22 protein-coding genes are annotated in these 26,538 nt (G+C 74.1%); 10 read left to right on the top strand and 12 right to left on the bottom strand.

Annotated elements, in window-relative coordinates; genetic code table 11:
• Positions 1 to 10: 10 nt before the first annotated feature.
• Positions 11 to 556, top strand: coding sequence for a ferritin-like domain-containing protein (locus ACQKQD_RS20965; RefSeq protein ID WP_042672733.1), 546 nt, complete (start codon positions 11 to 13; stop codon positions 554 to 556).
• A gap of 78 nt (positions 557 to 634) precedes the next feature.
• Here ACQKQD_RS20965 and ACQKQD_RS20960 read toward each other — a convergent pair whose 3' ends face one another.
• From ACQKQD_RS20960 to ACQKQD_RS20935, 6 genes are all read right to left on the bottom strand, one after another.
• Positions 635 to 964: a hypothetical protein gene (locus tag ACQKQD_RS20960; RefSeq protein ID WP_042672732.1), complete on the bottom strand. Its 330-nt coding sequence runs from the start codon at positions 962 to 964 to the stop codon at positions 635 to 637.
• 147 nt (positions 965 to 1,111) lie between these two features.
• On the bottom strand, positions 1,112 to 1,489 hold the full coding sequence (locus ACQKQD_RS20955; protein ID WP_042672730.1) for a hypothetical protein: 378 nt from the start codon (positions 1,487 to 1,489) through the stop codon (positions 1,112 to 1,114).
• Between the two features lie 135 nt (positions 1,490 to 1,624).
• Positions 1,625 to 2,542, bottom strand: coding sequence for a nucleoside triphosphate pyrophosphohydrolase (mazG, locus tag ACQKQD_RS20950; RefSeq protein WP_427509451.1), 918 nt, complete (start codon positions 2,540 to 2,542; stop codon positions 1,625 to 1,627).
• Positions 2,543 to 2,614: 72 nt separating this feature from the next.
• Positions 2,615 to 2,851: a hypothetical protein gene (locus ACQKQD_RS20945; RefSeq protein WP_091926320.1), complete on the bottom strand. Its 237-nt coding sequence runs from the start codon at positions 2,849 to 2,851 to the stop codon at positions 2,615 to 2,617.
• Between the two features lie 139 nt (positions 2,852 to 2,990).
• A complete protein-coding gene (locus tag ACQKQD_RS20940; protein WP_042672728.1) occupies positions 2,991 to 3,236 on the bottom strand; it encodes a hypothetical protein in 246 nt (81 codons plus the stop codon).
• 129 nt (positions 3,237 to 3,365) lie between these two features.
• Positions 3,366 to 5,249, bottom strand: coding sequence for a glycosyltransferase family 2 protein (locus ACQKQD_RS20935; protein ID WP_427509450.1), 1,884 nt, complete (start codon positions 5,247 to 5,249; stop codon positions 3,366 to 3,368).
• A 45-nt stretch (positions 5,250 to 5,294) separates the two neighbouring features.
• Here ACQKQD_RS20935 and ACQKQD_RS20930 point away from each other — a divergent pair, with 45 nt between their 5' ends.
• From ACQKQD_RS20930 to ACQKQD_RS20920, 3 genes are all read left to right on the top strand, one after another.
• A complete protein-coding gene (locus ACQKQD_RS20930) occupies positions 5,295 to 6,242 on the top strand; it encodes a transporter substrate-binding domain-containing protein (RefSeq protein ID WP_354455408.1) in 948 nt (315 codons plus the stop codon).
• A gap of 683 nt (positions 6,243 to 6,925) precedes the next feature.
• The gene (locus ACQKQD_RS20925) at positions 6,926 to 8,632 is read left to right on the top strand and encodes a lysine--tRNA ligase (RefSeq protein WP_427509449.1); all 1,707 of its coding nucleotides are present in this window, start codon (positions 6,926 to 6,928) and stop codon (positions 8,630 to 8,632) included.
• 7 nt (positions 8,633 to 8,639) lie between these two features.
• Positions 8,640 to 9,251, top strand: coding sequence for a pyridoxamine 5'-phosphate oxidase family protein (locus ACQKQD_RS20920; RefSeq protein WP_020093309.1), 612 nt, complete (start codon positions 8,640 to 8,642; stop codon positions 9,249 to 9,251).
• A 123-nt stretch (positions 9,252 to 9,374) separates the two neighbouring features.
• On the opposite strand, the gene ACQKQD_RS20915 is transcribed toward ACQKQD_RS20920, so the two are convergent.
• The 3 genes from ACQKQD_RS20915 to ACQKQD_RS20905 form a co-directional block, all read right to left on the bottom strand.
• Positions 9,375 to 10,274 (bottom strand): transglutaminase family protein, encoded by a 900-nt coding sequence (locus ACQKQD_RS20915; RefSeq protein ID WP_091677708.1) that lies wholly within the window; start codon positions 10,272 to 10,274, stop codon positions 9,375 to 9,377.
• Positions 10,271 to 12,808: a circularly permuted type 2 ATP-grasp protein gene (locus tag ACQKQD_RS20910; protein WP_427509448.1), complete on the bottom strand. Its 2,538-nt coding sequence runs from the start codon at positions 12,806 to 12,808 to the stop codon at positions 10,271 to 10,273. Before ACQKQD_RS20910 ends, ACQKQD_RS20915 begins: the two co-directional genes overlap by 4 nt.
• 169 nt (positions 12,809 to 12,977) lie before the next feature.
• Positions 12,978 to 16,256 (bottom strand): DUF2126 domain-containing protein, encoded by a 3,279-nt coding sequence (locus ACQKQD_RS20905; RefSeq protein WP_427509447.1) that lies wholly within the window; start codon positions 16,254 to 16,256, stop codon positions 12,978 to 12,980.
• 197 nt (positions 16,257 to 16,453) lie between these two features.
• On the opposite strand from ACQKQD_RS20905, the gene ACQKQD_RS20900 reads away from it, so the two are divergent.
• Positions 16,454 to 17,650 carry a zinc-binding metallopeptidase family protein gene (locus tag ACQKQD_RS20900; RefSeq protein ID WP_026604947.1) on the top strand — a complete coding sequence of 399 codons (1,197 nt, stop codon included), beginning with the start codon at positions 16,454 to 16,456 and terminating at the stop codon, positions 17,648 to 17,650.
• Positions 17,651 to 17,706: 56 nt separating this feature from the next.
• Here the strand turns inward: ACQKQD_RS20900 and mntR are convergent, their stop codons facing one another.
• Positions 17,707 to 18,168 (bottom strand): manganese-binding transcriptional regulator MntR, encoded by a 462-nt coding sequence (mntR, locus tag ACQKQD_RS20895; protein ID WP_020093314.1) that lies wholly within the window; start codon positions 18,166 to 18,168, stop codon positions 17,707 to 17,709.
• A gap of 187 nt (positions 18,169 to 18,355) precedes the next feature.
• Between mntR and ACQKQD_RS20890 the strand changes: the two genes are divergently transcribed.
• Positions 18,356 to 19,684, top strand: coding sequence for an Nramp family divalent metal transporter (locus tag ACQKQD_RS20890; protein WP_020093315.1), 1,329 nt, complete (start codon positions 18,356 to 18,358; stop codon positions 19,682 to 19,684).
• A 57-nt stretch (positions 19,685 to 19,741) separates the two neighbouring features.
• On the opposite strand, the gene ACQKQD_RS20885 is transcribed toward ACQKQD_RS20890, so the two are convergent.
• A complete protein-coding gene (locus tag ACQKQD_RS20885) occupies positions 19,742 to 21,430 on the bottom strand; it encodes a thiamine pyrophosphate-binding protein (RefSeq protein ID WP_091677460.1) in 1,689 nt (562 codons plus the stop codon).
• A gap of 205 nt (positions 21,431 to 21,635) precedes the next feature.
• Here ACQKQD_RS20885 and ACQKQD_RS20880 point away from each other — a divergent pair, with 205 nt between their 5' ends.
• The gene (locus ACQKQD_RS20880) at positions 21,636 to 22,070 is read left to right on the top strand and encodes a DUF1236 domain-containing protein (protein WP_427509446.1); all 435 of its coding nucleotides are present in this window, start codon (positions 21,636 to 21,638) and stop codon (positions 22,068 to 22,070) included.
• A gap of 122 nt (positions 22,071 to 22,192) precedes the next feature.
• Positions 22,193 to 22,480: a hypothetical protein gene (locus ACQKQD_RS20875; RefSeq protein WP_020093318.1), complete on the top strand. Its 288-nt coding sequence runs from the start codon at positions 22,193 to 22,195 to the stop codon at positions 22,478 to 22,480.
• 42 nt (positions 22,481 to 22,522) lie between these two features.
• Here ACQKQD_RS20875 and ACQKQD_RS20870 read toward each other — a convergent pair whose 3' ends face one another.
• Positions 22,523 to 23,407, bottom strand: coding sequence for a LysR substrate-binding domain-containing protein (locus ACQKQD_RS20870; protein ID WP_091677452.1), 885 nt, complete (start codon positions 23,405 to 23,407; stop codon positions 22,523 to 22,525).
• 443 nt (positions 23,408 to 23,850) lie between these two features.
• Between ACQKQD_RS20870 and ACQKQD_RS20865 the strand changes: the two genes are divergently transcribed.
• Both ACQKQD_RS20865 and ACQKQD_RS20860 read left to right on the top strand, forming a co-directional pair.
• The gene (locus ACQKQD_RS20865; protein WP_427509445.1) at positions 23,851 to 25,302 is read left to right on the top strand and encodes an HD domain-containing phosphohydrolase; all 1,452 of its coding nucleotides are present in this window, start codon (positions 23,851 to 23,853) and stop codon (positions 25,300 to 25,302) included.
• Positions 25,303 to 25,333: 31 nt separating this feature from the next.
• Positions 25,334 to 26,359 carry a histone deacetylase family protein gene (locus ACQKQD_RS20860; RefSeq protein ID WP_427509444.1) on the top strand — a complete coding sequence of 342 codons (1,026 nt, stop codon included), beginning with the start codon at positions 25,334 to 25,336 and terminating at the stop codon, positions 26,357 to 26,359.
• The last annotated feature ends 179 nt before the right edge of the window (positions 26,360 to 26,538 follow it).

Here is a 26,538-nt window from a genome sequence, read left to right as displayed (position 1 = left end):
GACAGACCGAATGGCCAAGCAGAAGACGCTGCAGGACGCCTTCTACGAGACCCTGAAGGACGTCTACTACGCCGAGAAGCAGTCGGTGAAAGCCCTCAAGAAATCCGCCAAGGCGGCGGAGCACGACGAGCTGCGCCAGGCCTTCGAGACCCACGCCGAGGAGAGCGCCCAGCAGGTGGAGCGCCTGACGCAGGTCTTCGAGATCATCGGCAAGCCGGCCCGGGCCAAGACCTGCGAGGCGATGCAGGGCATCGTCTCGGAGATGGAGGAGGATCTCGACGACTTCGCCGACAGCCCGGCCGCCGACGCGGTGCTGGCCGCCTGCGCCCAGGCGGTGGAGCACTACGAGATCGCCCGCTACGGCACCCTGAAGACCTGGGCGGCCCAGCTCGGCTACGCGGACGCCGCCCAGCTCCTGGACGAGACCCTGCAGGAGGAGAAGCGGACCGACGCGCTGCTCTCGAAGATCGCCGAGTCGATCAACGCCGCGGGCGAGCCCGGCGGGGCGGAGCCGGACGCGGAGCCGTCGAAGGGCCGGGGGAAGAAGGCCGCCTGACCGCGCACCGGCCGCGCGGGCGGGCCGGCGCCTCCGGGCGCCGGTTCGCCGCCGCCCCGCGGGGGCGTCAGTTCGCCGTCAGTTCGACTTCTCGATGGCGCTCAGCGGCGTCCAGTAGCAGCGATCCTGCGTGTCCTTCAGGGCGAGGCAGCCGTAGCTCATCGTCCGGGACTCGAGCCGGACCTCCTCGCCGGGCTTGAACGACCGGCACTCGCCGCTGGCGAGGCTGCCCTGCAGCAGCTGGCCGAACCCGGACTCGTCGCCCGCCATGACCAGCTTGAACAGGCGGTCCGTGACCTCCTGGGTGTGGCAGCCGAACCGCTCCTGGAGGATCGTCTCGGCCGCGGCGGGCCGGGACAGGGCGGCGGTGACGGCGAGGGCGGCGAGGACGGGCAGGGTGAAGCGCATGCGCGGAACATATCCGCGCGCCGCGACGTGTCGAGCCCTCGCCGCGCGGGGGCGCCGCGGAGGATCGCCGCGGAGGATCGCCGCGAAGGCAGCCGCGAAGGCAGCCGGCCCGGTCGGGCGGCGCGTCCGGGCGAGAGCCGATCCGCGCTACCCGGCGACGGGCCTGACCACGACGTCCTCGGCGTAGACGAGGGTTGCCATGACACCGGACCGGATCCGATCGAAGACCGCGTCGAGATCCCCCACGCTCTGCATCAGCACGGCGCACGAGAGGGCGACGATCTGCGGGGTGCGCTCCGTCCCTTCGGCGAGGAACTCGCGGATCGCGTCGACGAGGGACGCGGTGGCGTCCGCCTCCTCGGTGGCACCGAGGACGTGCAGGCAATCCTGCCGCAGGGACACGAGATCGCCGTCCACGACCGAGACCCATTGCCGGTCGTGATCGTAGATGAGCCAGCGCACCGACCCCGCCGCCACGGGGGCCAGTCCCGCGAGGTAGCGCCGAGCGGCCGCGTCGTCGAACATGGCACGGGTTTAACGCCCGACCGCCGGAACGCCAACGCGTCGGATCACCGTTTCGGAGCCCGACGGATCCGCCGCGACGAGCCGGCATCTCAGGCCGCGAGCGAGCGGGCAGGGCGGGGCGGCCTGACAGCGCCGCTACGCCTGTCCCGCCGCCTCGTCGCGCTTGGCCGCCCGCCACGCCGCCTCCATGGCGGCGAGGTCGGAGCGGCCGAGGGCGCCCCCGGACGCCGCGAGATGGCGCGCCATGGCGGCGAAGCGGCGCTCGAACTTGGCGGTGCCGTCGCGCAGGGCCGTCTCCGGGTCGATCCCGGCGTGCCGCGCGAGGTTCGCCACCGAGAACAGGAGGTCGCCGATCTCCTCGGACAGGGCCTCCGGGTCGCCCGCCGCCAGGGCCTCGGCGACCTCGTCGGTCTCCTCGCGGACCTTGTCGACGACCTGGGCGGCGTCGTCCCAGTCGAAGCCGTAGGCGGCCGCCCGCCGGGAGATCTTCTCCGCCCGGGCGAGGGCCGGCAGCGCCAGCGCGACGCCGTCGAGGGGGTCGGGCGCCGGGTCCGGCGCGAGCCCCGCGTCCCGCCGCTCCGCCTGCCGGGCCGCCCGCTCCTGCGCCTTGATCGCCGCCCACTGGGCCTCGACCGCCGCGGGGTCGCGCAGGGGCGAGCCGGCAGGCAGGGGCGCGCCGTCCGGGGTGAAGACGTGGGGGTGGCGCCGGACCAGCTTGTCGCCGATGGCGCGGGCCACGTCGTCGAACGCGAAGGCGCCCCGCTCCTCGGCCATGCGGGCGTGGAACACCACCTGGAGCAGCAGGTCGCCGAGCTCGTCGCGCAGGTCGCCGAGGTCCCCCCGCGCCACCGCGTCGGCGACCTCGTAGGCCTCCTCGATCGTGTAGGGCACGATGGTGGCGAAGCTCTGCGCCACGTCCCAGGGGCAGCCGGCGACGGGATCGCGCAGGGTCGCCATCAGGCGCAGGAGCCGGCCCAGGGGCGCCTCCGCGGCGGGATCGGCGTCCCGCCCCCCGCTCGCCCCGGACCGGCCCGCCTCGCGTGTCTCGCTCATGCGGACGGGGTTAGCGCACGGCGCGGCGCAGGGAAATGCGTCTCGCGGATCGCCGGTCCTCAGCGCCGGGCCTCAGACCCGGCGGGGGTCGCGCTCGCGTACCCGCTCGGCCTGCAGGCCGTTCAGGTAGCCGGTGAGGCGGCCGCTGACCGCCGGGTCGGCGCACTGCACCCAGAGCGGCGCCGGGAGGGCGCGGACGGGCAGGCGCAGCAGGAAGGCCTCGGCCGAGAGGGCCGCCTCCCGCTCGGAGGCGGCGGCCAGGAGGCGCGCCCCCGCCTGCGTGCCGATCAGGATCGCGATCGTGCTCATGGCAGCTCTCCCGGCAGCTCGCTCGGCCGCGCTCTCGGCCGCACTCTCGGCCTCTCCGGGCCGCGCCCGTGCGGGACAACGGCGCGCGGGCCGCGGGCGTTGCACGGCGCGCCGATCCGCGCGGGTTCCGTCGGGGCCCTCAGCTCGTCGGTCGGACGCAGAGCGGCTCCCGGGCCAGCGCCAGGGTGAACGACCACAGGATCCGGCCGAGGGAATCGGTCAGCACCGCCCCGGTCAGGAGCATGTTGGCGGCGGTCCGGCACAGGTCGCGGGCGCGGCGGATCGCCGCCTCCGCGTCGTCCGCCTCCAGGCGGTCGCTGGCGAAGGCGAGGCCGCAGCGGCCGTCCGCGTGCTCGAGGGTGCGTCGGAGGTGATAGGCCGGCATCGCTTGGACCCACGCGAGGCGAATCACCGGCCGCCCGCGGCGCGGGCGGGAGCGGCTGGCCAAGCTAGCGGCCCGGCGCGGGCCCGCGACTGATCCAGATCAAGCCGACGCGCATCCGCCGCTGCCCGGTCACGTCCCGGTGTCGCAGGCTGTCGCAGGGTACGCCCGCCGCCGCCGGCCGCTGCGGGAGGTCCGCGCGAGGCCGTGCCGGGTCTTGTTCCAGCGCAGCGGCGCCCGGACCAGCTCGATCAGCGCCAGCCACGCGGCGAGGCTGACCAGCAGGAAGTAGACCGGCATCCACGGGACCGACCGGGCGAGGTCCCCCCAGCCGCGCCGGGCGCAGCCGACGAGGGCGGGCAGGACCAGGGCGGCGAGCCCCGTCCCGAACAGCGTGATGGCGAGCCCCGTGGAGAGGTTGTCCAGGAAGACGGGGGCGGCCGGGATGTCCCGGACCAGGAAGGACCACGCCGCCGCGGCGAGGCAGGCCGGGTAGGCGAGCGCCGAGACCACCGTCCCGGGGACCAGGGCGGCGGCGCAGAGCGTCTCCAGGCCGCCGAGCCTGCGGGCGTTGGCCAGCGGGTGCCGCCCGTGGGTGAGGCTCGTCTGGACCAGGCCCTTCAGCCAGCGGGTGCGCTGGCCGAGCCAGGGCCCGAGGCGGGCCGGCGCCTCCTCGAAGGTAGGGCTGGGAAGGTCGCCGACGGTGTAGCCCGCCAGCGCGAGGCGCAGGCCGAGATCCGCGTCTTCGGTTACGTTGTGGGCGTCCCAGCCGTGCAGAGCCCGCACCACGACGGTGCGCAGGTGCATCGAGGTGCCGCCCAGCGGGACCGGCAGGCCGCAGCGGGCGAAGGCCGGGTTCAGCACGTCGAACAGCCCGGCATATTCGAGGGCGAAGGCACGGGCGAGGCGCGAATCGCCGGCATTGTCGATCACGAGCCGCCCCTGGAGGCAGGCGGTCCGCGCGGGCAGGCGCGCGAACAGGGCGGCCGCCAGCCGCAGTTGCCCGGGATCGGGCACGTCCTCGGCGTCGTAGACCGTGATCAGGGTGCCGCGGGCCAGCGGCAGCGCGGCGTTGAGCGCCCGCGGCTTGGTGCGCGGGCCGCCCGGCGGCACCGTGATCACCTCGAACCGGGCCGGGAGGGTGTCGCGGGGGAGGGCCGCGGCGGTCTCCGCGTCGTCCGCCTCGAGCAGCAGCTTGATGTCGAGCTTGGCGGCCGGATAGTCGAGGGCGGAGAGCGCCCTGAGCAGGTCCGGCACCACCGCCGCCTCGCGGTGGAGGGGGACGAGGATCGTGTAGACTGGCAGGTCGGCCTCGGCGAGGGGCACCACCGCCTCCGCGGCGACCGGTGCCGCGATGGCGAGGGCCGCGATCCGCAGGGTCGCCATGGCCAGGAACAGGACCTGCCCGGCCGTCATCACCGCGCGCGCCAGCGGGGCCGGCAGCGCCGCGCACAGGCAGAGCGCGGCGGTCCCGCCGAGGGCGAGGACCAGCAGCCAGCGGAAGGCCGGCTCGGGGGCGGCCGCCCACTCGGGGCCGTGCCGCCGCAGGTCGTGCGCCGCGTGATCCGCCACCTGCCCGGGCACGGACGCGAACACGGCCTCGCGCAGGCGGGTAGGGCTGGTGATCGCCGGCACGGCGGCGTGGCCAGCGGCGCGGCCGGCGGCGTCGAGGAGGTCCGCGATCGCCCGCCCGCGGGGCGCCAGGACCCAGGGCGCCACCGCGCCGGGCGCCAGCGGCGCGAGGCCGGCCACGAGGCTGTCGGGGAAGCGCAGGCCCAGGCCGAACGGGATCGGGCCGTCGAGGTAGGGGGCGCCGAGCGCCCGGGCCAGGGCCGCGTAGTAGGCCGATTCCGCGATCAGGCCGGCATTCATCAGCGCGGTCGCCGCGTCGGTCCCGGCCGCGGTCGCCGCGGCGGCGGCCCGGACCAGCAGCCGCGCGTCGACGCCCTCGTCCAGCAGGAAGGCGATCTCCGGCGGCAGGCCCTCCGGCCCCGCGGGCGGGCGCTGGAACGACACGCCGCGCGCTCCCCCGGCGGCCCGAGGACGTGGTAGAGGAGGGGGGTGAGCCAGTCCCCGCCCCCGCGCTCCGAGAGGAGCACCGCCCCGTCCCCGTCGTCAAGAGGCGATAGGACAGCCATCCCATCCCGGATCGCGGCGGCCGCGGTCGCGGCGCTCCTCGCGGGGCCGGCCGCCGCCGCGGCGCCCCCGGCCGCGCCGGCCACGGGCGTCACCGCCACCCCCGCCGTCACGATCCCGGATTTCTGGAACCCGCGCAGCCGGGGCGAGCGGATCGAGGCGCCGCAGACCGGCCGGGCGGTCCGCTTCCTCACGGACGACGAGTTCCCGCCGCTGCACTTCGCCGGCCCCGACGGCAACCCGACGGGCTTCGTGGTCGAGCTCGCCCGGGCGGTCTGCGAGAAGCTGACGATCACCTGCACGGTGCAGGCGCGCCGCTTCGACACCCTGCTCGACGCCCTCGACGGCAAGCAGGGCGACGTGGTCGCGGCCGCCATCCCGCTGACCGCGTCCCTGCGGTCGCGATTCCTGGCGACGCGGCCGTATTTCCGCTGGCCGGCGCGCTTCGCGGCCCGGGCCGACAAGGGCCTGCCGGTCCCCTCCGCGGCGGCGCTCGCCGGCCGCAGCGTCGGGGTCATCGCCGGCAGCGCCCACGCGGCCTACCTCAAGGCGTTCTTCCCGAAGGCCGTGCCGAAGGACTTCACCGATCTCACGGCGGCCGAGAGCGCGCTCAAGCGCGGCGAGATCGACTACCTGTTCGCCGACGGCCTCAACCTCGCCCTGTTCGTCGGCGGCCAGGACGCGGAGAGTTGCTGCGCGCTCACCGGCGGCGACTACCTCGAGAACCGCTATTTCGGGGAGGGGATCGGCCTGATCACCCGCCAGGAGGACGCCGCCCTCTCCCGGGCGCTGGACGACGCGCTCCAGCGGGTCTGGGACGACGGCAAGTACACCGAGCTGTACCTGCGGTTCTTCCCCGTCAGCCCGTTCTGAGGGCTTTCGTCGCCAGCAGGAATGGGGATCCTGCTGCCGGGCTTCGGTTGTCGGACGGCACGCGGACGGCACCGTGGCGGATCTGCTCGAGCGGGCGGTGGCGAAGGCGCGACCCGTCCCCGGATCTCCAGGACGAGAGCGCGCGGCTCATGCTGGCCTTCGCGGGGGACGAGGCCCCGGTTTACCGGTTCACCCCGGAGGAAGAGGCGGAGCTCGACGAATCCGGGGCCGCCGAGGCGCGCGGCGATCGCGCCACCGATGCGGAGATCCGCGCCATCTGGGCCAAGGTTCGGCGCCGAGAGCCTGTTCGACTCGGGACTTCCCCTCCTCGCCCTCATCCTGAGGTGCCGCGCAGCGGCCTCGCAGGAGAGCTCCAGCCAGCGCAGCGGTCACTGGAGGGCTCCTTCGAGGCCTCCGCTGCGCTGCGGCACCTCAGGATGAGGGCGAGATTCGGAGATCCGGGATTCGCGACTCGGCCTGGCACGCGCAGGAAGCCGAGCGGATCGGGCGTGCGTCTGCCAACCCGAAACCGGCCCACACTGTCATAGGCCGCACGCACTGGCCTCACGCGCGAGCCCGCGATGGAACCCCGCATTGCACCTCCGGGCGTTCCGCTCCGATGCGAACCGCTCTAGGGTGCGCGCTCCCCAACGCGTTCAGCCCTGAAGATCGTCTCCAACGACATGCCCGCCGCTCCCCCAGCCCTGACCCTCGACGCCGACGTGATCGAGGCCGCCGCCAACGCCGCCGCCTGGCCCTTCGAGGAGGCGCGCAAGCTCGTGGCGCGGCTGGAGAAATCCGGCAAGACCGAGGTGCTGTTCGAGACCGGCTACGGCCCGTCGGGCCTGCCGCATATCGGCACGTTCGGCGAGGTCGCCCGCACCTCCATGGTGCGCCACGCCTTCCGGGTGCTCACCCGCGACGCGGCTCCGACCCGGCTGATCGCCTTCTCGGACGACATGGACGGGCTGCGCAAGGTTCCCGACAACGTCCCGAACCGGGAGATGCTGGCCGCGCACCTCAACCAGCCGCTCACCCGCGTGCCGGACCCGTTCGGCACCCACGACAGCTTCGGCGCGCACAACAACGCCGAGTTGCGCCGCTTCCTCGACGCCTTCGGCTTCAGTTACGAGTTCCGCTCGGCGACCGAGTGCTACCGCGCGGGCGTGTTCGACGCGACGCTGCTGCGCGTGCTGGAGCGCTACGATTCCGTGATGGAGATCATGCTGCCGTCGCTGCGGGCCGAGCGCTCGGCGAGCTACTCGCCGTTCCTGCCGCTCCACCCGGTCACCGGCCACGTGATGCAGGTGCCGATCGACGAGGTGAGGGCGGAGAGCGGCACGATCGTGTGGCGCGATCCCGCCACGGGCGAGCGCTACGAGACTCCGGTGACCGGCGGCCACGCCAAGCTGCAGTGGAAGCCCGACTGGGCGATGCGCTGGGTGGCGCTCGGCGTCGATTACGAGATGGCCGGCAAGGACCTGATCGATTCGGTCAAGCTCTCGGCCAAGATCGCCCGGGCGCTCGGCGGCGAGCCGCCGGAGGGCTTCAACTACGAGCTGTTCCTCGACGAGAAGGGCCAGAAGATCTCCAAGTCGAAGGGCAACGGCCTGACGATCGACGCGTGGCTCACCTACGGCACGCCGGAATCGCTCGCCCTGTTCATGTACAACAAGCCGCGCGAGGCCAAGCGCCTGTTCTTCGACGTGATCCCCCGGCACGTCGACGAGTATATCGGCTTCCTCGACCGCTACGCCGGCCAGGACGCGAAGCTGCGGCTGGGCAACCCGGTCTGGCACCTCCACGCCGGCAACCCGCCGGAGCCCGAGAAGGTCGAAGGCGCGAGCCTGACCCTCGCGATGCTGCTCAACCTCGCCGCGGTGGCCAACACCGAGGACCCGGCGGTGCTGTGGGGCTTCATCCGCCGCTACGCGCCGCAGACCGGGCCGGAGACCCATCCGGGCCTCGACCGGCTGGTGAAGCACGCCCTGAAGTTCTTCTCGGACTTCGTGCGGCCGGCCAAGACCTACCGGGCGCCGACGCCCGAGGAGCGGGCCGCCCTGGAGGACCTGTCGGAGACGCTCGGGGACCATGCCGGCTCGACCGACCCGGAGGCCCTGCAGGCGGCGGTCTACGAGGTCGGCCGGCGCCACTTCCCCGACACGTCCGGCAAGGCCAAAAGCCCGGACGGGCGGCCCGGCGTGTCGCAGGCGTGGTTCACGAGCCTCTACAACGTGCTGTTCGGCGAGGCGCGCGGACCCCGGTTCGGCTCCTTCGTGGCCCTCTACGGCGTCGACGAGACCCGGGGCCTGATCGCCTCGGCGCTGTCGGGGGCGCTGGTCGCCGAGCACGAAGCCTTCGCGGCCGGCAAGGCCGCCCCGGTCGCGTGAGGGCGCAATGATCGTCGACGATCTCGCCGCGCTGGAGGCGCTCTACAGCGCGCCCCTGGCACCCGCCTCGACGGTGAAGGTGGCGGCCGCGATCACGCCGGACTACGCGGCGCTGATCGCGGCCTCGCCCTTCGCGGTGCTGGCGACCGCCGGTCCCGAGGGGCTCGATTGCAGCCCGCGCGGGGACCGGCCGGGCTTCGTGCGGGTCGCCGACCCGCGCACGCTGATCCTGCCCGACCGGCGGGGCAACAACCGGATCGACTCGCTCCGCAACGTCGTGCGCGACCCGCGGGTGGCGCTGCTGTTCCTGATCCCGGGATCCGGCACGACGCTGCGGGTGAACGGCCGGGCGGTGATCTCGGCCGACCCGGACCTGCTCGCCTCGTTCCGGGTCGACGGCCACGCGCCGCGCACCGCCCTCGTGATCACCGTCGCGGAGGTGTACTTCCAGTGCGCCCGGGCGATCATCCGGGCCGGGCTGTGGGATCCGGAAGCCCGCGTCGACCCGGGAAGCCTGCCGACGCCGGGGGCGATCCTGGCGGCGCTGACCGCGGGCGAGGTCGGCGGCCAGCGCTACGACGCGGAATGGCCGGAGCGGGCGGCCAAGTCGATGTGGTGAGGGTGGCGTCCTCGACATCCCCGTCCTTGCGGGCGGAGCGGAGCGATCCGGTGTCGCGCCACCTTCGGGGATGTCGCGCCGCCCTGGGTCGCTTCGCTGCGCTCGCGATGACGGAGCGTCACCTCATCCCACCAGCGCGAGATCCCGCGTCTCGGTGTCGGGGATGACGTCGACCTCGACCTTGAGGCGCTGCTTGCCCGAGCCGCTGACGATGCCGTCGACCGGCGCCACGTCGCCGTAATCGCGGCCGCGGGCCACCACGATGTGGTCGTCCCGCACCGCGACGCCGTTGGTCGGGTCGAGGCCGAGCCAGCCGGTGCCGCACCAGACCGCCACCCAGGCGTGGCTCGCATCCGCCCCGCGCAGGCGCGGGCGGCCGGGCGGCGGCACCGTGCGCAGGTAGCCGCTGACATAGGCCGCGGGCAGGCCCATGCCGCGCAGGGCCGCGATCATCACGTGGGCGAAGTCCTGGCAGACCCCGGCCCGGAGCGCGAAGGAGTCGGCGAGCGGCGTCGAGACGGTGGTGGCCTTGGAATCGAAGCGGAAATCCCGGCCGATCCGCAGCATCAGGTCGTGGGCCGCCCCGTAGGCGCTGCGGCCGGCGGCGAAGCTCGGCCGCGCGTAGTCGGTGATCGCGGGCAGCAGCGGCACCCGGCCGCTCGGGAACAGGAAATGCACCGGCGCCCGGCCGCCGAGGTCGCGCCCGGCGAGAACGGCGTCGCGGACCCGCTCCCAGGCCATCCCGGATTCGGGCGGCGGCGGGGCCGGGCGCTCGACCCGCACGGTGGAGAGCGCCTCGACGCTGAAGGTGGTGTGGGGCGTCTCCAGGGTGATCGCCACCGCGTCGATCCCGAGATAGTCGCGCCGCATCACCGCGCGGGCGGGGCTCGGGTCGATCGTGACCGCGCTCGCCAGCACGCTCTGGCCCTCGCAATCCTGCGGCTTGAGCCGCAGGGTGCAGCGGGCGAAGTGCACCGGCCGGCCGTAGCGGTAGGCGGTGCGGTGGCGCAGCGTGTAGATCACGCGAGCCCCGTCAGCTTCTCGGGGCGCAGCGCGTTCGGCCCGGTGGGGAAATAGCGGGCCGCGATGCCGTCGGCGAGGCGCTCGAGGTCGGTCGCGAGCGCGGTCAGGCGCACGGCGTCGAAATCCGCGGCCTCGCCGCTGCGCAACTCCGCCAGGATCCGGGTCGCGAGGCGGCAATGGGGCTCGGGGATCCCGTCCGCGGCGAGCGCCGGCAGGTCGGCGAGGTGCCGGGTGATCGCCTCCGCCTGGAAGGCGATCGAGCGCGGGTTGTAGGGGTCGAGCAGCACCATGTCGCGCACGGGGTCGAGGGCCGCCCCCTGCAGGTAGCGCCGCCCGTAGCTGATCTGCGAATCGCACAGGGACAGCATCACCCCGAGGCAGCCGGGGGTCGCCTCGTCGTTGGCGAAGGCCAGCGCGAAGGCGCCGGTGTTGATCGCCCGCTCGATCCGCCGCCCGAGCTCGATGAAGTGCCAGCCCTCGGCGCGGCTCATGTTCTCGTGGGTGAGGCCGGCGAGCGCCGCGAGCTGGCTCAGGGCCCGCTCGGCCCGGCCCGCGAGCTGCGACTCGGTGAAGGCCCGCTCGGTGTTGAGGGACAGGAACTCGTTCAGGTCGGCGAGCACCCGCCACGCCTCGCCCGACAGGCGGGCGCGGAGCGCGGCGGCGTTGCGGCGGGCCGCGATGATGTGGGACCGGGCCGAGCCCGGCCGGTCGCGCCCGGCCAGCGCCTCCTGGGCGAGGCGGGCGGTCGGCAGGTCGGCGGCCGCGATGGCGCCCCACTCGTGCAGCAGCGCCCGGAGCGCCAGGGCCGCCGGCGTGTCGAGGGCGCCCGAGATGTCGGTCCCGACGGCGTCGCCGACGCTGCGCAGGTGGGCCAGCACCAGCCGGATCACCGCCTCGCCGCGCTCCAGGTAGCGGCCGAGCCAGAACAGGCCGTCGGCGGCCCGGGCGGGAAGGTGCCCGCCGACCCGCCGCACCCGCGGCGCCGCCTGCGTGCCGATCAGGGGCGCGGCGACCGGCTCCTCGGACAGGACCCAGACGTCGGCGGAGCGGATGCCGAGCCGCAGCTCGATCGGGTCGACGTCCTCGCGCTCCGAGACCCGGCAGAAGCCGCCGGGCATGACCTGCCAGCCGAGGGGCGTCCGCGCGGCGAAGACGCGGACCACGAAGGGGCGGGGCGTCAGGAACAGGCCGTCCGGGCCGCGCTCCCAGCCCGGCATCGTCGAGAGCGGCGCCGCCTCCTGGGCGACGTAGTCGAAGGGCCGGTCGCGCAGGGCCGCCACGACCCGCTCGCGCTCGGCTGCCAGGACCGGGCCGGCCAGGATCGCGTCGCGCCCCGCCCCGCGCTGGGGCGTGGCGGCCGGGCGCAGGATCAGGCTGTCGAGGTTGGCCCGCGCGTGCGCCAGGCCCTCGAGGTCGCCGCACCACCACGTGCGCGGATGGCCGAGCCGCAGGGGCTCGCCGAGGACGCGCCGGGCGATGCCGTCGAGGTAGGGGGCGAGGGCGGCCGACTCGACGAGCCCCGCGCCCGGCATGTTGGCCATCACCAGGGAGCCGTTGCGCAGGGCGTCGAGGATGCCGGGCACGCCGAGGCGCGAGGCCGGGTTCAGCTCCAGGGGGTCGAGGAAGTCGGCGTCGATCCGCCGCCACAGGGCGTCGGCCCGCTTCAGGCCCGAGACGGTGCGCACGTGCAGGCGCCCGTCGCGCATGACGAGGTCGTCGCCCTCCACCAGCATCAGGCCGAGGTAGCGGGCGAGCGCCGCCTGCTCGACGTAGGTGCTGCTGTAGGGGCCGGAGGTCAGCAGGCAGATCCGCGGGTCGGCGCGCTCCGCCCCCAGCGCCAGCCCGTCGCGGAACGCCTGGAAGAAGGCCGGCAGGCGCTCGACGTGGAGGTCCTGGAAGAAGTCCGGGAAGGTCCGGGCCAGGACCATGCGGTTCTCCAGCGCCCAGCCGAGGCCCGAGGGCGCCTGGGTCCGGTCGGCGAGCACCTGCCAGCGCCCGTCCGGTCCCCGGCCGAGATCGGCCGCGTAGAGCTTGAGGTAGTGGCCGCCGGGGGGCGCGACCCCGTGGAGCGGGTGCAGGAACTCGGGCGTGCCGGCCACGATCGCGGCGGGGAGAAGCCCCTCGGCGACCAGCCGGCCCTCGCCGTAGGCGTCGGCGAGGATCGCCTCCATCAGCTCCGCGCGCTGGACGATGCCGGCGCTGAGCGCCGCCCATTCCGGCCCCTCGATCACCAGGGGCAGGCAGCCCAGCGGCCAGGGGTGCTCGCGCTGGTCGCCGGCGATGCGGAACGAGATGCCCGCGTCCCGGATGTGCCGCTCCGCCGCGACGAACCGGGCCATGATCTCCGGCTCGGTGAGGCCGCCGAGACGGTCGAGCAGGCGCGGCCACGCCCCGCGGGGCGCGCCGTCGGCGCCCAGGAACTCGTCCGGCCGGCCGGGGGCGGGGCGGTAGCCCGCGCTCCAGCGGGCGACGCGCTCGCGCGCGCCCTCCGGCCGCTCGGCCCGGCCGCGGCTGCCCGCGAGCGCCGCCTCCATCACGGATCCCGGGTCATCGCGGCTCGCGGATCCACGCAGCGTGGACGACGACGCGGCCGCAGAGCGGAGCGCGGGTCCCTCTCCCGCACGGGAGCGGGGGCGGGGGCGGGGGCGCGTCGCGCTCTGTCGACCGCGCCGGTGTCCGCCCCGGATGTCCGAACATCGCGGGTCATTGCGGGGCCGGCGTCCGCAGGTCGAGGGTCAGCGGGAACTCGGCGCTCGATTCCGGGCGGGGCATCTCCAGCCGGCCCGGCGTGTGGCCGTTCGGCTGGAACCGGGCGAGGCGCCGCCCCTCCGCCTCGTAGGCGTTGACCGGGTGGGTCTCGTAGTTGCGCCCGCCCGGATGGGCGACGTGGTAGCGGCAGCCGCCGAGGGAGCGGCCGCTCCAGGCGTCGAGGATGTCGAAGGTCAGCGGCGAGTGCGCGGGGATCGTCGGATGCAGGGAGGAGGCCGGCTGCCACGCCTTGAAGCGCAGGCCCGCCACGGCCTCGCCGCCGCGGCCGGTGGAGGTCATGGGCAGGCGGCGGCCGTTGCAGGCGATGACGTGCCGCTCGGGCACGAAGCCCTCGACCCTGACCTGCAGCCGCTCGACCGAGCTGTCCACGAAGCGCACGGTGCCCCCGCTGGTCCCTTCCTCGCCCATCACGTGCCAGGGCTCCAGCGCCTGGCGGAGTTCCATCCGGACCCCGCCCTGCTCGACCGTGCCGAAGACCGGGAACCGGAACAGGGCCTGCGCCTCGAAGGCGACCGGATCGAAATCGTACCCCGCCGCCCGGAGATCCTCCAGCACCGCGAGGAAGTCGGACCAGAGGAAATGCGGCAGCATGAACCGATCGTGGAGGTTCGTGCCCCAGCGGACACAGCCGCCGGTCTGCGGCTCGCGCCACAGCCACGCCACGAGGGCGCGGAGCAGGAGCTGCTGCGCGAGGCTCATCCGCGCGTCCGGCGGCATCTCGAAGGCGCGGAACTCCAGGAGGCCGAGGCGCCCGGTCGGCCCGTCCGGCGAGTAGAGCTTGTCGATGCAGATCTCGGCCCGGTGGGTGTTGCCGGTGACGTCGACGAGGATGTTGCGGAAGATCCGGTCGACGAGCCAGCGCGGGATGTTGGGCGCGTCCGGAGCCGGCACCTGGGCCAGCGCGATCTCCAGCTCGTAGAGCCCGTCGTGGCGGGCCTCGTCCATGCGCGGCGCCTGGCTCGTGGGCCCGATATAGAGGCCCGAGAACAGGTACGAGAGCGCGGGGTGGCGCTGCCAGTAGAGCACGAGGCTCTTGAGCAGGTCGGGCCGGCGCAGGAACGGGGAATCGTCCGGCGTGACGCCGCCCATGACCACGTGGTTGCCGCCGCCGGTGCCGGTGTGGCGCCCGTCGGTCATGAACTTTTCCGCGCCGAGCCGGGTCTGGCGGGCCTCGGCGTAGAGGTCGGTGGTGATGGCGACCGCCTCCCGCCACGAGGCGGCCGGGTGGACGTTCACCTCGATCACGCCGGGATCGGGCGTCACCTTGATGACGCCGATCCGCGGGTCGTAGGGCGGCTCGTAGCCCTCGAGGTGGATCGGCAGCTTCAGCGCGGCGGCGGCGGCCTCGAGGTGGCCGGCGAGTTCGAGATACTCGTCGGCGCGCTGCACCGGCGGCATGAACACCCGCACCACCCCGTCGCGGGGCTCGAACGACAGGGCCGTGCGCACCGCCACGCCGGTGACGCCGGCGCCGTTGACCACCGCGGCGCCGGGGTGTCCGTCGGGGAGGGCGGCGCGGGGCTCCAGGGGATCCTGCGGCTGGTAGTAAGGATAGTGCTCCGGCGGCACGTAGGGCAGGGACGACAGCGGCAGGCGGAAGCCCACCGGCGAGTCCCCCGGCACCAAGAAGGCGGCGCCGCGCCGGAAGTCCCACTTCTCCGAGATCCAGACGCGGTCGGCCTCGCCGCCCTTGCCGGTGGGCAGGCTCGCCAGCGGCAGGACGTAGCCGGCCGCCTCCCCGAGGCCCCGCGCGTAGACCCGCCTGATCCGGGCGTCGAACTCCACCGAGCCCGACTTGGCGTCGGCCGGCGTGACGTTGACCGGCAGCTCCGCGGACTTCCGCTCCCAGAGCTCCCCGTCCTCGAAGGCCGGGAAGACGTAGTCGGCGAGGCCGAGGCGGCGGGCCAGCGCGTCGGCGAGCGCCTCGGCCTGCGCGATGGTGGCGTGCCCCGCCTCCCCGGCGGCCACCTCCGGCGCGATCAGGTCCGGATCGCGCCAGATCGGCTTGCCGTCCTTGCGCCAGTAGAGCGCGAAGGCCCAGCGGGGCAGGCTCTCGCCGGGATACCACTTGCCCTGACCGTAATGGAGCAGCCCCCCCGGGCCGAACCGGTCGCGCAGGCGCCGGATCAGCCGGTCGGCGAGCCCGCGCTTGGTCGGGCCGACGGCCGCGATGTTCCACTCGGGCGATTCGAAATCGTCCACCGCCACGAAGGTTGGCTCGCCGCCCATGGTCAGCCGCACGTCCTGCGCGGCGAGGTCGGCGTCGACCCGCTCGCCCAGCGCGTCCATGGCGGCCCAGACGTCCTCCGAGAACGGCTTGGTGATCCGCGGCGTCTCGGCGACGCGGGTGATCGTCATCGCGAAGTCGAAGGTGGTCTTGGCCGGCTCCATCGCCCCCGAGATCGGCGCGGCGGAGTGGTAGTGCGGCGTCGCGGCGAGCGGGATGTGGCCCTCGCCGGTGAGCAGGCCCGATGTGGCGTCCATGCCGACCCAGCCGGCGCCCGGCAGGTAGACCTCGGCCCAGGCGTGCAGGTCGGTGAAGTCCGCCGACGCGCCGGTCGGCCCGTCGACCGCGGTCGTGTCGGGCACGAGCTGGATCAGGTAGCCGGAGACGAACCGGGCGGCGAGGCCGATCCGGCGCAGCACCTGCACGAGCAGCCACGCCGAGTCGCGGCAGGAGCCGCTCTTCAGCCGCAGGGTCTCGGCGGGGGTCTGCACGCCCGGCTCCATGCGGACGCCGTAGGCGGTCTCCCGGGCGATCAGGCCGTTCAGCGCCACCAGGAACTGGACCGTGCTGGTCTCCTCCGGGAGACGGGCCAGCAGCGCCTCCATCTCGGGACAATCCGCGTCGACGGGCGTGAGATACGGGGCCAGCTCCCCGGCGAGGGCGGGGTCGTACGCGAAGGGCCGGACCTGGGCGTAGTCCTCCACGAAGAAGTCGAACGGGTTGATCACCGCCATGTCGGCCGTGAGGTCGACCTCGATCCTCAGCTCGTCGGTCTTCTCGGGGAAGACCAGGCGGGCGAGCCAGTTGCCGCTCGGATCCTGTTGCCAGTTCAGGAAGTGGTTGGCGGGCGTCACCGTGAGCGCGTAGGCCGGGACCTTGGTACGGGCGTGGGGGGCCGGGCGCAGGCGGATCACCTGGGGCCCCAGGCTGATCGGCCGGTCGTAGCGGTAATGCGTGACGTGGTGCAGGGCGGCTCTGATCGACACGATGGCTCCGTCGGAAGGATCGAACGCGGTCGCGCTGCCGGTCCCTGGCGCCGGCGCCCACCGCACGGTTATGCGACACGGATCGCGCAACAAGCAATTTCCGTGCGTCGCCCGTCCGTCCGGGGCGCTGGCAGGAACTTTGCCGCCCGGCCCCGCTTGACCGGCAGGTGGGCCGGCCGCCGGCCCGGGACCGCGCGATGAAGATCTTCCAGTGCCAGGCCTGCGACCAGCCGGTCACCTTCGAGGCGACCGCCTGCGAGAGCTGCGCGCGGCCGCTGGGCTACGCCTGCGCGGTCCACGAGGTCTCGGCGCTGGAGCCGCAGGGGCTCTCGGCCCACCCGCTGATGGGCGGCGCGCAGATCTTCCACGCCTACGCGGATCCCGGCCGGCGCTACCGGCTGTGCAACAACGCCCTCGCGCAGGCCTGCAACTGGCTGGTGCCGGAGGACAGCCCCGACATCTACTGCACCGCCTGCCGCCACAACCGCGTGGTGCCGGACCTGTCGCAGCCCTGGAACCTCGCCCGCTGGCGCCAGATCGAGGCGGCCAAGCACCGGCTGTTCTACTCGCTGCTGCGCCTGGAACTGCCGCTCGCCACCCGCGCCCAGTACACGGACGGGCTGGCCTTCGACTTCCTGGTCGACCCGTCCGAGAGCGTCTCCGGCGGGCCGCCGGTGCTGACGGGCCACATCAACGGCCTGATCACCATGAACATCGCCGAGGCCGACGACGTCGAGCGGGAGCGCCGCCGGATCCTGTTCGGCGAGCATTACCGCACGCTGCTCGGCCATTTCCGGCACGAGATCGGGCATTACTTCTGGTACCTGCTGGTGCTGAACAGCCCCGACTGGGACGCCTTCCGGGCGCTGTTCGGCGACGAGCGCCGCGACTACGTCCAGGCGCTGCAGGACCACTACGCGAGGGGCGCCCCCGCCGACTGGGACGAAGCCTACGTCTCGGCCTACGCCACGGCCCATCCGTGGGAGGATTTCGCCGAGACCTTCGCGCATTACCTGCACATCGTCGACACGGTGGAGACCGCCTCGACCTTCGAGCTGCACGTGCGCCCGCGCCTGCGCCAGCGGGGGCCTTCCGGGCCGCAGGCGCCGACCGTGATCGACTTCGACCCGTACAACACGGCCGACCTCGACCGGCTGATCGCCGCGTGGCTGCCGCTCACCTACGCGATCAACTCGCTGTCCCACAGCATGGGCCAGCCGGCGCTCTACCCGTTCAAGCTGACGCCCGCGGTCATCGCCAAGCTCGCCTTCGTGCACGAGCGGGTCTACGCCTCCCGCACCGGCACCCTGCCGGATGCCGGCGCGGCGGGCGCCGAGATGCTCCGCGCGGTGATCCTGGGTCTGCGCCAGAAGGTGGCGGCGCCGACGGCGTGAGGGTGGCGGTCGCGGCAGACACAACGTCTCGACGCGATGACGGTCGGAGGAGCGCCTCACGCCCCCCCGTGCCGCTCCGCGAAGGCGCGGAACGCCGCGAGCGTCTCGGCGCTGACGTGGTGCTCGATCCCCTCCGCGTCCCGCCGCGCGGTCTCGGGACTCACGCCCAGCGCGCACAGGAAGCGCTCGACGATGCGGTGGCGCTCCCGGGCCTGGGCGGCGAGCCGGCGGCCGGCCTCGGTCAGGAACACGCCGCGATAGGGCCGCTGCTGGACGAACCCGTCCTCGCACAGGCGCTTCAGCATCTTGGCGACGGTCGGCTGCGCCACGCCGAGCCGGGCCGCGATGTCCACCTGCCGCGCCTCGCCGCCGTCGCCGATCAGGTCGTCGATCAGCTCGACGTAATCCTCCACGAGTTCCGAGCGCCGGGCCTCGCGGGCCTGGCGGAAGCTCTCCACGTGGCGCTCGGGATCGACCAGCGCGGTCTCGGGCGAGCCCGGCTCGGACGGTTCCTGCATCGGCTCTCCCCCACCGCGGCTCGCGCGGGCCGCCCCGACCCCTGTCTAGCAAACACCGCCACCTCGAGGGGAGTCCCGCGGGGCCGATACCGGCGGCCGCTGCCAGCCCCTTGAATCCAACCCCTTGAATCCTGGCCGCGAACCCTGAATATAGCCTCCGCTATATCTTTGAGGAGAGGGTTCGAGCATGGTGGCGCCGAACGCCGCGACGGCCCCCGGGCGCGCCGCGCCCGGGGCGATGAGCCGGCGGACCGAGGGCGCGATCCGCGACGTCCTCGACGGCCGTCCCGGCGGCCGGGCCCGGTTCCTGCTGTTCGCCGGCCCCGCCGTGACGGCGTCGATCGCCTACATGGACCCGGGCAATTTCGCGACCAACATCCAGGCCGGCGCCCGCTACGGCTACGGCCTGCTCTGGGTGGTGCTGCTCGCGAACCTGACGGCGATGCTGTTCCAGGCCTTGTCGGCCAAGCTCGGCATCGTCACGGGCAAGAACCTCGCCGAGCACTGCCGGGACGCGACGACGCGGCCGGTGCGCCTCGCCCTGTGGGGCATCAGCGAGGTCGCCGCCATGGCGACCGACCTCGCGGAGTTCCTCGGCGGCGCGATCGGCCTGTCGCTGCTCACCGGCATGCCGCTCATGGCCGGCATGGCGATCACCGCGGTGGTCACCTACGCGATCCTGCTCCTGGAGCACGAGGGCTTCCGGCCGCTGGAGATCGCCATCGGCGCGATGGTCGGCACGATCGGCCTCTGCTACGCGGTCGAGCTCCTGATCGCGCCCGTGGCCTGGGGCGAGGCCGCCAAGGGCCTCGTCACCCCGCGGATCCCGGACGCGCAGGCGCTCACCATCGCGGTCGGGATCATCGGCGCCACCGTGATGCCGCACGCGCTGTTCCTGCATTCGGGCCTGACCCAGGGCCGGGGCAATCCCCGCACCGAGGCCGACCGGCGCCTGCTGGTCCGCTACTCGAACCGCGAGGTGGTGGTGGCGCTGCTGCTGGCGGGCCTCGTCAACATGGCGATGGTGATCATGGCGGCGGCCGCCTTCCACGTCGGCCACAGCGAGGTGGCGGAGATTGGCGAGGCCTACCGCACCCTGACGCCGCTCCTCGGGCCCGCCGCGGGGGCGGCCTTCCTGGTGTCGCTGCTCGCCTCCGGGATCTCCTCCTCGGTGGTGGGCACGCTCGCCGGGCAATTGGTGATGCAGGGCTTCACCGGCTGGCGCATCCCGCTCCTCGTCCGCCGGCTCGTGACCATGCTGCCGGCCTTCGCGGTGGTGGCGATCGGCGTCGACCCGACGCAGGCGCTGGTCCTGTCGCAGGTGGTGCTGTCACTCGCCCTGCCGGTGCCGATGGTGGCCCTGGTGGTGTTCACCCGGCGCCGCAGCGTGATGGGCCCCTTCGCCAACGGGCCGCTCACCCAGGCCGCGGCCGTGGCGGGGGCCGCCCTGGTGCTCGCCCTCAACATGGTGCTGCTGGCGGTCGCCTTCGGGGTGCCGGTGCCGGGGCTGGAGTGAGAGCTTCGCCGGCAGATCCACCGGCAGCCCTGCCGACAGCCCCGCCGACGGCCCCGCTCAGGTCGCCCGCACCACCACCTCCACGAGGTTGGCGCCCCCCGAGCGGATCCCGGCCTCGATCGCCGGGGCGATGTCGGCCGCCCGGGTCACCCGCCGGGCGGGCACGCCCATCGAGGCGGCCAGCGCCGGGAAGTCGATCCGCGGGTCGGTGAGGTCCATGGCGATGAAGCGGTTGGCGCGCACCGAGGCGTAGTGCGCCTGGCCCTTCATGAAGGTCTTGAGGATGTTGTACTCGGCGTTGTTGATCACCACGAAGGTGACCGGCAGCTTCTCGTGCGCCGCCGTCCAGAGGGCCTGCGGCGAGTACAGCGCGGCCCCGTCGCCGACCACGCAGACCACGGGCGCCCGGTCGAGCCCGAGGGAGAAGCCGACCGCGGCCGGCATGCCCCAGCCGAGCACGCCGCCGCGCATCGCCGCGTACTGGTGCGCGGAGGGGCTGTCGAGGAAGGTGCGCAGGTGGGTGAGCGTCGCGGGCGCCTCGTCCACGATGGTGGTCTCGGCCCCGACCGCGCGGGCCACCTCCCGGGCAGCGACCAGCGGCGCGATCACCGGATCCTCGAAGGCCGCGTCGGCGGCGGCGGCGAGCTTCGCCCGGCGCTCGGCCCGGGCGGTCACCGCCTGGGCGCGCAGGCCCGCGAAGGCGTCGGCCCGGTCGGCGAGGCGGGGCGCGAGCAGCGGCAGCAGGGCGTCGAGGGAGGCGCGGATGTCGCCCACCGTCGACAGGCAGGTGGCGTAGGTGCGCCCGAGGTCGCGCACGTCCGCCGAGAGCTGGAACACCTGCACCCCCGGCGGCACCGCCGAGACCTCCGAGTAGAGCACGGTGATCAGCGACTTGCCGCCGAGCGCGAACACCGCGTCGTAGCGCCCGAGGATGTCGGCGATGGCGTCGGCCCGGGTCGGCAGGTTCCCGGCCCAGAGCGGGTGCGCGGTGGGGAAGGGGATGTGGGCCGGCCAGGACGAGCCGTAGACCGGCGCCGCCAGCAGGTCGGCGAGCGCCACCATCTGCGCCGAGGCGTCCGAGGCGTCGATCTCGTCGCCCGCGATCAGCGCGAGGCGGCCCGGCGCGATGGCGGCGAGCTTCTCCGCGAGGCGGTCGAGGGAGCCCGCCACGGCCCGCTGGTCGATGGTCGAGGTCTCGCCGGCCGGCACCGCCGACAGCGCCTCCATCACGTCCATGGGCAGGGACAGGAAGACCGGCCCGGAGGGGGCGGCCCCCGCGTCGTGGAAGGCCCGGCGCAGCAGGATCGGGATCTGGTCCGGGCTCGTCACCTCGCGGGCCCACTTCATCACCGGGTCGGCGATGGCGACGAGGTCGCCCATCAGCAGCGGGTCGGTCAGGGCGTGCCGGAGATCCTGCTGCCCGGCGGTGACCACCAGCGGCGTGCCGGAGACCTGGGAATTCACCAGCCCGCCCATGGCGTGGCCGAGGCCGCCCGCCGTGTGCAGGTTGAGGAAGGCGGGCCGGCGGGCGCCCTGCGCGTAGCCGTCCGCCATCGCCACGGCGGTCGCCTCCTGCAAGGCGAGGATGTAGGCGATGTCCGGCGCCTCGGTGAGCGCGTCGATGAGCGGCAACTCGGTGGTGCCGGGATTGCCGAAGATGTAGCGCACGCCCTCCGAGCGCAGCACCTCCACCAGGAGGTCGGCGCCCCGGCGGCGGCCGGCGGTCTCCACGGTCTCGATCGGCATGCCCTGTCCTCTCCGACGGAATCAGCCGGAGGCTACCCCATGGGCGGACCGGGGCAATGCCGGCACCGCCCCGCGCCGCCCCGCGCCGGGCGGCGACCAATCGGCAACCGATCGGCAGCCTTTTCGGCGTAGCCTCCGGCCGGGACGCGCCCGCGCCCCCGGGCGCAGGCCCGCCGATCCACGCCACCGACCAGGACGACACATCATGCGGATCGCGGCGCCCCTCGCGCTCCTCGCCACCCTGGTGGCTCCCCCGATAGCCCTCCTGGGCCTCGCCGCGGGCGCGCGGGCGCAGGGGCTCGAGCGCGGGGCCCAGGAGGGCGCCTCGCGCGGCGAGGAAATGGCGGGCCCCCTCGGGGCGATCGTCGGCGGCGCGATCGGGGCGGCCGTGGGCACCGCCAACGGCATCCTCGGCGTCGACCGGCGGGAGCGGTTCCGCATCTACGCCCGCGGCGAGCGCCGCCCCTCCATCGCGCTCGCGGGACCCGTGCGGGTCGGCACGGTGCTCCCGGAGGACGGCATCGTGTACTACGATGTCCCGCGGGAGTTCGCCCTGCCGGATTACAGCTACACGATCGTCAACGACCACCCGGTCCTCGTCGACCCGCGGTCGCGCCGGATCGTGGAGGTGATCGACTGACGGCCCGGGCGGCCCGGGCGGCCGGGGATCCGGCGCGAGGGAGAGGGCGAGCCGATGCCGAGAAGGGTGGGGATCCGGGCGGTGCTCCCGTCGGCGCTCCCGGTGACGGGCCTGGTGACGGGATGAGCGCGCGCGACGCCGCGGATGCCGGACGGCGGCACTGGTTCTACGACAGCCGGATCCTGGTCTGCACGTTCTGCCTGCTCGCGGTCATGGTCATCTTCTGGCAGGTGAGCCGGTTCGAGGGTTTCCAGCCGATCTTCACCTGCGCGCGGAATCAGGACGTCGATCGCGACCTCCTCTCCGTCGGGATGCGCGCCTGCATGGGCGACGCGCCCTCGCAGGCCGCCCAGGCGCGCTGCATGCACGTCGTCTACCTGCTGGCCTGCACGGACGAGCGGTGGCGCTGACGTCGCCGCGCGCGGGTCCGTCCGCGGCGGGGCGGGTTCCGCTCAGGCGCGCAGCTCCGCCACGAAGGCCCGGATGAACGGCGGCAACCCGTCGAGGTCGCGCAGGCACAGGGTCAGGTCGCGCCGCGCCCAGGCGTCGGCGAGGGGCACCACCGCGAGGGCGAGGCCCTGCGCGGCGCGGGCGGCGGCGCTCTCGGGCAGGATCGCCAGCCCGACCCGCGCCTCGACGAGACGGCAGACGGCGTCGAAGTCCCGGAGCTGGACCCGCAGGCGCATCGGCCGCCCCTCGCGCACCGCCTGGGCGACGAGGAAGCGGCTGATGGCGCTGCGCCGGTCGAGGCCGACGAGGTCGTGGCCGAGCACCTCGGCGAACGGGATCGTCCCGCGCGCGGCCAGGGGATGGTCCCGGGCCGCCACCAGCACGAACCGGTCCTCCCGGAACGGGAAGGTCTGCAGCGAGCCGGTATCCACCGTGCCGGACAGGATGCCGAGATCGGCCGCCCCCTCGGCCACCAGCCCGACGATCTCCTCGGAGGTGCGCTCGTCGATCTCGACGCCGATCCCGGGGTGATCGGCCAGGAAGGCCGAGAGCGCCTCCGGCAGGAACTCGGTGAGCGCGTTGGTGTTGGCCAGCACCCGGATCTGCCCGAAGGCGCTCCCCGAGAAGGCCGCCATCTCCTCGCGCAGGCGCTCCACCCCGGCCAGGACCTCCCGGGCATGGACGAGGAGCGCGCGCCCGGCCGGGGTCGGGCTGACGCCCTGCCGGCCCCGGGTCAGCAGGGCGGCGCCGAGGGATTCCTCCATCAGCCGGATCCGCGTCGAGGCGGCCGCCAGGGCGAGGTTCGCCCGCGCGGCCCCGTGGGTGATCGAGCCGGCCTCGACCACGTGCCGGAACAGGCCGAGATCGACGAGATCGAACCGCATCATCGCGAAGGCGCCTCCCGCCGCGCCGTCCGGCCGGCGCGTCCCGGGCCGCCCGGGACCCGTCCTGATCCGCGTCTCCGTCGGGGGGCTTGGCGACCGCGTCAACCCCGCCATCCCGGGGCCGCGCCGGGGCCGCCGCGGCGATCCCGGTTACAGACACGCCGATCCCTCAGGCGCCCCGGAGCGGGCGAAGCCAACTCTCCGCGGGTCGATCGCCGCGGCCCCACCGGTCTCCGACAAACGAAGACCCGAATTCGCACCCGCCAAGGCTCCGAGTAAAGTAAATCTCCTCAATATAGCCGAGAACGACGATTTACCGCCCGTTAATGCCGCATCCTTCAATGCTGCTCGACAGTCTTGCGAGGCGTCGCGGCGATGGTTCCTGTGTCGACATACCCGGTCCGGCTGCCGCCCCGGGATCGCCTGCGCCGGCCCGGGAGCCGCTGATGGACGCGCTCCTCGTCGACGACAGCGCCACCATGCGGATGCGGCTGCGCCTCCTGCTGGAGGCCAAGCCCGACGTGTCCGTCACCGATCACGGCGACCCGGTCGCCGCCATGGTCGAGGCGCGGACGCGGGCCTTCGACCTCGTCCTGGTCGACTGCCACATGCCCGACATCGACGGGATCGCCTTCATCCGGCAGATGCGGACCATCCCGCACTACGCCCAGGTGCCCATCGTGATGGTCACCAGCGACATCTCGGACGCGGTGCGGCTCGCCGCCCTGGAGGCCGGAGCGACCGATTTCCTCGACAAGTCCATGCAGGGCGTCGAGCTCACCGTCCGCCTGCGCAACCTGATCCGGCTCGCCCGGGCGGTGCGGCGGCTGGCCGAGCAGGCCGCTTGGCTCGACGGCGAGGTGGAGGCCGCCCTGCGCCACATGCGCGAGCGCGAGGAGGAGATCATCTTCCGCCTCGCGCTGGCGGTCGAATACCGCGACAACGACACCGGCGATCACACGTGGCGGGTGGCCCGCTACAGCCAGATCGTGGCCGAGGGGCTCGGGCTGGCGCCGGAGATCTGCCGCAACCTCTACCTCGCGGCGCCGCTGCACGATGTCGGCAAGGTCGGCATCCCGGACGGCGTCCTGCTGAAGCCCGGCCGGCTCGACCGGGACGAGTTCGACCTCGTCAAGACGCACCCCGCGATCGGCCGGCGCATCCTGGGCGGGAGCGCCTCCGAGCTGATCCGGCTGGCCGCGGAGATCGCCGAGTTCCACCACGAGAAGTGGGACGGCGGCGGCTACCCGCACGGGCTCGCCGGCGCCGCCATTCCCCTCTCGGCCCGGATCGTCGCGGTGGCGGACGTGTTCGACGCCCTGACCACGGCGCGGCCCTACAAGGACGCGATGCCCTTCGAGGCGGCCCTGGACTGCATCCGCGCCGAGAGCGGCCGCCATTTCGACCCCGACTGCGTGGCGGCGTTCTGCGCGCGCTTCCCGGACATCCGCGTCGCCGGCGGGCGGACCCGGGCGGGCATGCGGCCGAGCGCCGGGCCGGTCACGGAACCCTGGGCCCGGGTCCCGACCCTCCTGCGCGAGGTCGCCCCCGCCGCGCCCGACCCGACGGGGTGGCGCGCCGACACCCTCGACAGGATCCTGGAGCCGTCATCGGCCCTGTCGGCGAACCTGGAGGCGTTTGCGCCGTTAATCCCCGACCCGCACGGATCACGGACGGAGCCGGACCATGACCCCGACCTGGAAGACGCTGCCGGAGATCGCCCTGGCGCACGGGATCTCCCTGGAGGATGCCCAGCGCCTCGTGGACGGGGCGAACTGCCCGAAGGTCTTCCGCGCGGACGGCACCGTCTACCTCATCTGAGCCCGTCCCATGCGGGTGCATCCCATGCGGGTGCATCCCATGCGGGCGCGCCCCGCGAAGCCGTCCCGGGCGGATGACGCGCGGCCCGGCGGGCCCTAACCTGCCGGCATGCGCATCGTCCACACGCCCGATTCGAGCCGGCACGATCCCGAGCGCTACATGCGCCGCGGCGCGCCGATCCCGCATCCCGAGCAGGCGGCCCGCTACGCGATCCTGCGGGACGCGGCCGTCCGGGGCGGCCACGACCTCGCCGAGCCGGCCGATCACGGCCTCGACCCGATCCGGGCGGTGCACGATCCCGACTACGTGGCGTTCCTGGCCGAGGCCTGGGCGCGCCGGGACGCGATCCCCGGCATCGGCGACGAGATCCTGACCGGGGCCTTCGCCCGACCGCAGATGCACCGGAAGCCCGCCGGCCTCCTCGGGCGCCTGGGCCTCTACACCGCCGACACCTCGACGCCGATCCGCGCCGGCACCTGGGCGGCGGTCTACGGATCGGCGCAGTGCGCGGTCGCAGCCGCCGACGCTGCGCTGGCGGCGGGGCACGCCTACGCCCTGTGCCGCCCGCCCGGCCACCACGCCTACGCGGATTCCGCCGGCGGCTTCTGCTTCCTCAACAACAGCGCCATCGCGGCCGAGCGGATGCGCGCCGCGACCGGCGGCCCGGTGGCGATCCTCGACATCGACGTCCATCACGGCAACGGCACGCAGGGGATCTTCTACGCCCGCGCCGACGTGCTGACCGTCTCGGTCCACGCCGACCCGTCCGACTACTTCCCGTTCTTCGCCGGCTACGCCGACGAGACCGGCGCCGGGGCGGGGGCGGGGTTCAACCGCAACCTGCCGCTGCCGCCGGGCTCGGGGGACGCGCCCTGGCTCGAGGCCGTCGAGGCGGGCCTCGCGGCGATCGCCGCGCACCGGCCCCGGGCGCTCGTGGTGGCGCTCGGCCTCGACGCCGCCGCGGACGACCCGATCGGCGCCCTTGCGGTCTCCCGGGGGGGCTTCGTCGGGGCGGCGGAGCGGATCGCCCGGGCAGGGCTGCCCACGGCGCTGGTCCAGGAGGGCGGCTACCTCTGCGCGGCCCTGCCGGACAACCTCGCGGCCTTCCTCGCCGCCTTCGACGCCGCGCGCTAGGCCGAACGCCGCGGGCGCGCAGAAGGTGCCCAGTGCAAGGTGCGCAGTGAAGCTGCGCAGTGAAGGCGTGATGCGATCGTGATCGCCGGGGCGCCGGATCGGCCGCCCGGATATGGTCGACCCGATGCCACAACCGACCTATCAGGGCGGGGCGGGCGCCGCAGACGCGTCCCGGGCGG

The sequence above is a fragment of the Methylobacterium sp. NPDC080182 genome (assembly GCF_050281105.1).
Lineage (GTDB): Bacteria > Pseudomonadota > Alphaproteobacteria > Rhizobiales > Beijerinckiaceae > Methylobacterium.
This window is presented reverse-complemented; position numbering and strand designations above follow the sequence as displayed.

What these genes read in the sequence shown, in the direction of transcription:
- ACQKQD_RS20940 (WP_042672728.1), bottom strand. Translation starts at nt 3,236, where the DNA reads ATGCCGGCCTATCACCTCCGACGCACCCTCGAGCACGCGGACGGCCGC.
- ACQKQD_RS20900 (WP_026604947.1), top strand. Translation starts at nt 16,454, where the DNA reads ATGAAGATCTTCCAGTGCCAGGCCTGCGACCAGCCGGTCACCTTCGAG.
- ACQKQD_RS20885 (WP_091677460.1), bottom strand. Translation starts at nt 21,430, where the DNA reads ATGCCGATCGAGACCGTGGAGACCGCCGGCCGCCGCCGGGGCGCCGAC.
- ACQKQD_RS20870 (WP_091677452.1), bottom strand. Translation starts at nt 23,407, where the DNA reads ATGATGCGGTTCGATCTCGTCGATCTCGGCCTGTTCCGGCACGTGGTC.
- ACQKQD_RS20955 (WP_042672730.1), bottom strand. Translation starts at nt 1,489, where the DNA reads ATGTTCGACGACGCGGCCGCTCGGCGCTACCTCGCGGGACTGGCCCCC.
- ACQKQD_RS20865 (WP_427509445.1), top strand. Translation starts at nt 23,851, where the DNA reads ATGGACGCGCTCCTCGTCGACGACAGCGCCACCATGCGGATGCGGCTG.
- ACQKQD_RS20910 (WP_427509448.1), bottom strand. Translation starts at nt 12,808, where the DNA reads ATGGAGGCGGCGCTCGCGGGCAGCCGCGGCCGGGCCGAGCGGCCGGAG.
- ACQKQD_RS20860 (WP_427509444.1), top strand. Translation starts at nt 25,334, where the DNA reads ATGCGCATCGTCCACACGCCCGATTCGAGCCGGCACGATCCCGAGCGC.
- ACQKQD_RS20960 (WP_042672732.1), bottom strand. Translation starts at nt 964, where the DNA reads ATGCGCTTCACCCTGCCCGTCCTCGCCGCCCTCGCCGTCACCGCCGCC.
- mntR (WP_020093314.1), bottom strand. Translation starts at nt 18,168, where the DNA reads ATGCAGGAACCGTCCGAGCCGGGCTCGCCCGAGACCGCGCTGGTCGAT.
- ACQKQD_RS20920 (WP_020093309.1), top strand. Translation starts at nt 8,640, where the DNA reads ATGATCGTCGACGATCTCGCCGCGCTGGAGGCGCTCTACAGCGCGCCC.
- ACQKQD_RS20945 (WP_091926320.1), bottom strand. Translation starts at nt 2,851, where the DNA reads ATGAGCACGATCGCGATCCTGATCGGCACGCAGGCGGGGGCGCGCCTC.
- ACQKQD_RS20925 (WP_427509449.1), top strand. Translation starts at nt 6,926, where the DNA reads ATGCCCGCCGCTCCCCCAGCCCTGACCCTCGACGCCGACGTGATCGAG.
- ACQKQD_RS20880 (WP_427509446.1), top strand. Translation starts at nt 21,636, where the DNA reads ATGCGGATCGCGGCGCCCCTCGCGCTCCTCGCCACCCTGGTGGCTCCC.
- ACQKQD_RS20890 (WP_020093315.1), top strand. Translation starts at nt 18,356, where the DNA reads ATGGTGGCGCCGAACGCCGCGACGGCCCCCGGGCGCGCCGCGCCCGGG.
- mazG (WP_427509451.1), bottom strand. Translation starts at nt 2,542, where the DNA reads ATGAGCGAGACACGCGAGGCGGGCCGGTCCGGGGCGAGCGGGGGGCGG.
- ACQKQD_RS20965 (WP_042672733.1), top strand. Translation starts at nt 11, where the DNA reads ATGGCCAAGCAGAAGACGCTGCAGGACGCCTTCTACGAGACCCTGAAG.
- ACQKQD_RS20875 (WP_020093318.1), top strand. Translation starts at nt 22,193, where the DNA reads ATGAGCGCGCGCGACGCCGCGGATGCCGGACGGCGGCACTGGTTCTAC.